Source organism: Longimonas sp. (genome assembly GCF_046498435.1).
In the GTDB taxonomy this organism is placed as follows: Bacteria; Bacteroidota; Rhodothermia; order Rhodothermales; family Salinibacteraceae; genus Longimonas.
This window is the reverse complement of record NZ_JAWOAR010000291.1, coordinates 1-5,109: the sequence shown is the minus strand read 5'-3', so window position 1 is coordinate 5,109 and position 5,109 is coordinate 1. Positions and strand designations below refer to the sequence as shown.

General features: G+C 57.6%; 8 protein-coding genes and 1 tRNA gene. 6 read left to right on the top strand and 3 right to left on the bottom strand.

All coding sequences use genetic code 11. The annotated features are described in order from the left end of the window. Both R6U20_RS11335 and R6U20_RS11330 read left to right on the top strand, forming a co-directional pair. Positions 1 to 752: HNH endonuclease domain-containing protein (locus R6U20_RS11335; RefSeq protein WP_410337970.1), on the top strand; the 752-nt coding region annotated here is incomplete at its 5' end. Between the two features lie 22 nt (positions 753 to 774). Beyond that, the gene (locus R6U20_RS11330; protein WP_410337969.1) at positions 775 to 1,644 is read left to right on the top strand and encodes an HIT domain-containing protein; all 870 of its coding nucleotides are present in this window, start codon (positions 775 to 777) and stop codon (positions 1,642 to 1,644) included. Between the two features lie 59 nt (positions 1,645 to 1,703). Here the strand turns inward: R6U20_RS11330 and R6U20_RS11325 are convergent, their stop codons facing one another. After that, a complete protein-coding gene (locus R6U20_RS11325; protein WP_410337968.1) occupies positions 1,704 to 2,189 on the bottom strand; it encodes a DUF3368 domain-containing protein in 486 nt (161 codons plus the stop codon). Then, complete coding sequence (locus R6U20_RS11320) at positions 2,186 to 2,473, bottom strand: UPF0175 family protein (protein WP_410337967.1); 288 nt, start codon at positions 2,471 to 2,473, stop codon at positions 2,186 to 2,188. The genes R6U20_RS11325 and R6U20_RS11320 overlap by 4 nt, the downstream gene beginning before the upstream one ends. 413 nt (positions 2,474 to 2,886) lie before the next feature. Here R6U20_RS11320 and R6U20_RS11315 point away from each other — a divergent pair, with 413 nt between their 5' ends. The 4 genes from R6U20_RS11315 to R6U20_RS11300 all read left to right on the top strand — a co-directional run bounded on the left by R6U20_RS11315 (position 2,887) and on the right by R6U20_RS11300 (position 4,203). Then, complete coding sequence (locus R6U20_RS11315) at positions 2,887 to 3,246, top strand: DUF4870 domain-containing protein (protein ID WP_410337966.1); 360 nt, start codon at positions 2,887 to 2,889, stop codon at positions 3,244 to 3,246. A gap of 113 nt (positions 3,247 to 3,359) precedes the next feature. Then, positions 3,360 to 3,578, top strand: coding sequence for a hypothetical protein (locus R6U20_RS11310; RefSeq protein ID WP_410337965.1), 219 nt, complete (start codon positions 3,360 to 3,362; stop codon positions 3,576 to 3,578). A gap of 237 nt (positions 3,579 to 3,815) precedes the next feature. Next, positions 3,816 to 3,888: transfer RNA gene (locus R6U20_RS11305), tRNA-Asn, on the top strand. A 30-nt stretch (positions 3,889 to 3,918) separates the two neighbouring features. After that, complete coding sequence (locus R6U20_RS11300; protein ID WP_410337964.1) at positions 3,919 to 4,203, top strand: GIY-YIG nuclease family protein; 285 nt, start codon at positions 3,919 to 3,921, stop codon at positions 4,201 to 4,203. A gap of 65 nt (positions 4,204 to 4,268) precedes the next feature. On the opposite strand, the gene thyA is transcribed toward R6U20_RS11300, so the two are convergent. After that, on the bottom strand, positions 4,269 to 5,109 hold an 841-nt coding region (gene thyA, locus R6U20_RS11295), incomplete at its 5' end, for a thymidylate synthase (RefSeq protein ID WP_410337963.1).

Here is a 5,109-nt window from a genome sequence, read left to right as displayed (position 1 = left end):
GGACAGCCCGTCGCAAAATTGCCAGACGTGCGCTCCCCATGCCGATCCGGCACGCGGGTCCGGGCGAGTGGACGGTCTTCGACAAGCCGACCCGCCTCAAGCAACTTGGCGGAAAGGTTCGCGCCCTGCCGGGCACCTCACCCGATGCCAAATGCCTGGTCGTCCCTGCCAACCTGTGGGACACGTTTCGCGGGCTTTCGCTCTGGATCGAAGCGCTCTGCATTCACGAATGGTGTCTGTTTACAGAGACCGTTGATCAGCCCAGTTCAGAGGTAGACCGCGGCATGGTGTACAAGCTCCTCACAGCTCGTCCCGACAGCCGTACAGCACTTACGTGGGAGCGCAATCACATCGATGTGCTCATGATGGAGGGGCACGTGTTCACCTGTCCGTGGTCAGAAAAGAAACTCCGCTCCAGCAGCGATTACGCTGTCGATCACCTTATTCCGCTGGCGGTCTACCCGATCAACGAGTTGTGGAATCTGGTGCCCACGGATCCCAACTTCAACAGCCACAAAAAGCGCGATCGTCTGCCTACCAAAGAGCGCCTCCAAGCGGCACGGCCGCACCTCGTTGATGCATACCAGCACTACGTGCAGCACTCTGATTTAGAGGCGGCCCTCCGCAATGATGTCGCGCACCGATTTACGGAGGCAGATCTCAAAGGAGCATCGTTTCCCGAGTCGGTAACTCACGCCACCATGCAGTTCATCAGACAGGTGGCAAACGCCCGCAACTGGTCCCGTTTCTAACGCCATAAATCACCATTCTACTATGTCCAATCAGCCCAATCCCAACGCACACCTCACCGCAAAGGAGCGCGATCGCCCTTCGTATCCCACACGCCGTCTGCTTTCTATGAACCGCATTGAAGGCCGCGTGCTCGATTTTGGATGCGGACACGGTGCCGATGTCGCGTTTCTGCGCCAGAAGGGATACGACGTGACGGGCTACGATCCGCACTACGCACCCGAGAAGCCAGAAGGACACTTCGACACCATTTTGTGTCACTACGTGCTGAATGTGCTGATGCGGCGCGCTCAGGCCCGTGTGCTCATGGAGGTGTCTGAGTTGCTGGAGCCATCTGGCAGTGCCTATTTCACTGTGCGGCGCGATGTAACACGACCCGGATTCCGCACGCATTACGTGCATCGCAAACCCACGTATCAGTGCAACGTGGTGCTTCCCTATGAAAGCGTACTACGCACCGAGTTCTGCGAGATCTACCGCTACCGGCATTATAATCAGAGGGATGCGACAGGAGACTGCCCATTTTGCCATCCCGATGCGGAGCGCGAACTGATTACCGAATCCGCCCAGGCTTACGCCATCCACGACAAATATCCCGTATCCGACGGACACGCCCTGATTCTGCCGAAACGCCACGTGGAATCGTACTTCGATCTGCATCCCGCCGAACAAACCGCCTGCTGGATGCTTGCACAGCGCGTACAGGAATTGCTGACCGAGCGCTACCGCCCTGACGGGTTCAACATCGGCATCAACACCGGCGCAGCGGCTGGACAGACCGTTCCCCACGCCCACATCCACATCATCCCCCGCTACGCAGGCGATGTCTCGAATCCGACTGGCGGCGTGCGCGGCGTGATTCCGGGACGGGCGGATTATACGGATGCTACATAGGCGCTTGCGTGCTCATCTTTCTTTTGATCGAGTTTACCCCGTCCCCCGTCGCATAGGAATTATGCTTCGCCCGCCTGCTCCAGCACAAATTCGTACAGCGCATCGCCGATCCGAAAACCCGTGCTAATGAGCCGATCAAGAACAGAGGTTACGTCATCAATCAACTTCTCTTCTTTCGCGAGAAGTAGTACACCGAGCGTTCCCGAAAGGGCAACGCCCCGAGCATCAGCGGCCCGACGACCGAGCGCTTCGTCCATGAGTAGAATGTCGGCTTCACGCTCAAGCGCCAGTACGATTGCTTCACTTTCCCCAGCATCTAAGGTGCTGCGAAGCTGACTCACCGCTGCCTGCTCCGATACGGGTTCAACATGGAGCCACGCTGCATTCACGAAGGTATCTACTCCTGCTCGCTTCTTATCGGGCGTCATGATCTCCCGGTGCACGGCTTCAGGAATCAAAATATCGCCGTAGAGACGGGGAAGCCACTCGATCTCTCGGATTCGTGCCAGGGCGATCAGTGGTCCCGTATTGCTGACAACCGTCATGTCGAAGCGGCATCTATCTTTTTCCGGAGGGTCTTTACCTGCGCCCTCAACTCATTGGGGGTCTCGGTAAAATAGGCGATTCCGTGCTGATCCAGAAGATCGATGAACTCGGCTTTCGACAGACCCAATAACTCGGCGGCTTTCCCCGAAGAGATCCGCTCCTCGCGAAAGAGCTCCAACGCAATCAGTTTTTTGAGTTGAGGACCAAGTTCATTCTCAGACACCTCAAGGGTGCGCAGCAGATCGTGCGGTACGTTTAGCTCTACTTGAACGGTGTCTTTCATGGCAATCGACCCAAACAAAATGGACAGGGCTCTTTGGTGGGCTCTCCTGAAACCCACAGGCGTTTTTCGTACAACGACGGCAGGAGACGGAATGTGCCTCATCTATCCGTCAGCGTATTCAGGCGTGCGTTCAGGTTCGGGCATCATGTGAACGATGTTGAGGAGCTTCTTGACACGCTTGTCTGTTAGCCCTACGCTACGCAGGCGATGTCTCGAATCCCAAGTGTGGCGCGCGCGGCGTGATTCCGGGGCGGGCGGATTACACGGACGCTGCGTAACCGGCCTGTGCTCCATTGCTGTTTGGGGCGCGCTTGTTCATGCGGTGTTGATTTTACTGACAGTAGCTGGTATACTTTGAATTATAAAATAACCGTAAAGCGCCCGCTTTGATATCCCAATCTACTGCAGCTCCTATGGACGCCCCTACCTCTCCGATCTCAGATGAAGAAAACAAATTAGCAATCGTCAGTCATCTGCTGGCGTTCTCCACGTTTATTATCCCGTTTGGAAATATCCTGGGGCCGCTGGCCATCTATCTGATCAAGAAAGATGAATCGGAGTACGTGCACCATCATGCGGCTGAGGCGCTCAATTTCCAGATCAACATGACCATCTACGGGATTATATCGGCGCTTCTCATTTTTGTGTTGGTCGGGTTTATCCTTCTGCCCATCGTCCTTGCCATCGATGTGATACTGACAATCGTCGCCGCGGTGCGGGCCTCCAACAACGTCTGGTACACCTATCCCTTAACCATCCGATTTTTCGATTAGGTGGATACGGAGAGCTGCACGTCACATCGTGCTGTCGTGTCTTGCGTATGCCCGATGCGCACCGTATCGCTCCCCTTGTAGCTTCTTCGCATGTCGCGCTCCCGCATTGCTCGTTGGCTGCTGTTTCGACTGGAGCGCTGGATCCCCAGCATGGATGGTTTGCGCAGCTTACCATCATTGCCGCGCTCATCGTGCTGATTGCAGTGGCAGGAGGCCTGGCAGCATGGGGCACCTCCGATGCGTTTGCGAATCCGCTCGACGCCACCACCGAACTGATTGTTTTGGCAACCGATACCGCAACCGACAATGCCCTTCACGCATCCTCCTCTTGAAATAAAAGTCAAGCCCTTGACCTCTCGCAGAAAAAGAGCTACCATGCATGTGCCCGCTGGGAACTGCACCCCACGCGTCGCATTGATAACGACCGCAACGCACGGAGCCCCCCGTGTATGCAAACACTCCTCGGTAGCTCAATTGGTAGAGCATGCGGCTGTTATCCCGACAGCCGTCGGGATGCGGGTTCGAGTCCCACACACCGACACGATACGCGTACCATCACAACTTAATATTCCTCGGTAGCTCAATTGGTAGAGCATGCGGCTGTTAACCGCAGGGTTGCTGGTTCGAGTCCAGCCCGGGGAGCTTTTTTCGTTGCATATCTGGCCCGGCGCAATGGCCACGCCCCACACGCTCTACATTCTTCAGTCGGAAACGGCTGATCGCTTCTATGTGGGAAGGTCCAGCAATCCCGAACGGCGCCTTCAGCACCAGAACACAACCAGTACCGGATTCACCGCGCGGTACCGTCCGTGGCGTCTTGTCTTTGTGGAGTGGTTTCCAACCAAGCACCAGGCCATCGCCGCCGAGCAACTGGTTAAGCGTTGGAAGAGCAAAAAGATGACGTGCTACGTTATCAATGGGGATATTGATCTCACACAGCGTCTGGAGAACGCATAGTGCCGGTAGCACGAAACTGGGAGCGCAGCAGACCTTTCGTGCGTCTCTCATGCGCGGCACGACGCTCACACCGCGATGGGCGCGGGCAATGCTGGGTGGTGCTCGTAATCGTGCACGTGGATGTGCTCGGGCGTGTAGTCGAAGAGCGAGGGCGCTGTATCCACCGTAAGCGTGGGGAGCGCATACGGCGTGCGCTGAAGCTGCGTGCGCACCTGCTCCACGTGGTTCTGGTAGATGTGACAGTTGCCCCCACTAAAATGTAGCGTGCCGGGTACGTAGCCGGTTTGGTCGGCCAGGAGATGCGTGAGAAGTGCGTAACTGGCGATGTTAAACGGCAGCCCGAGAAACGAATCCACCGAGCGCTGCTGCCACATCAGCGAAAGGCGGTCGGGGCCGTCGGACACCGGCTCCACGTGGCACTGGAACGCATAGTGGCAGGGCGGCAACGCCATCGCATCCACCTGAGACGGATGCCAGGCGCTCACCAGATGCCGCCGCGAGTGCGGATTGGAGCGCAGCCCCTCCACCAGCCGCGCCAGCTGATCCACACCGTCAAAGTCGCGCCACTGCTTGCCGTAGACGGGGCCCAGTTCGCCCCATTCGGCAGCAAAGTCAGCATCGGTGCAGATGCGCTGCTCAAAGTCGTCTTGCGCAATCGCCTCGCCGGTGGCCTCGCGGTAGCGCCGCAGCGGCCAGTCGGTCCAGATGGAGACGCTCTGCTCCACAAGCGGACGGATGTTCGTGCCGCCGTCCAGAAACCAGAGCAGCTCCGCGACAACGCCGCGCATCCACACGCGCTTGGTGGTGAGCAGCGGAAAGCCCTGCTGTAGGTCGAACGACAGATGCGCGCCAAATATGCTGATCGTGCCCGTACCGGTGCGGTCGGGGGTGCGCGTGCCTTCGTGC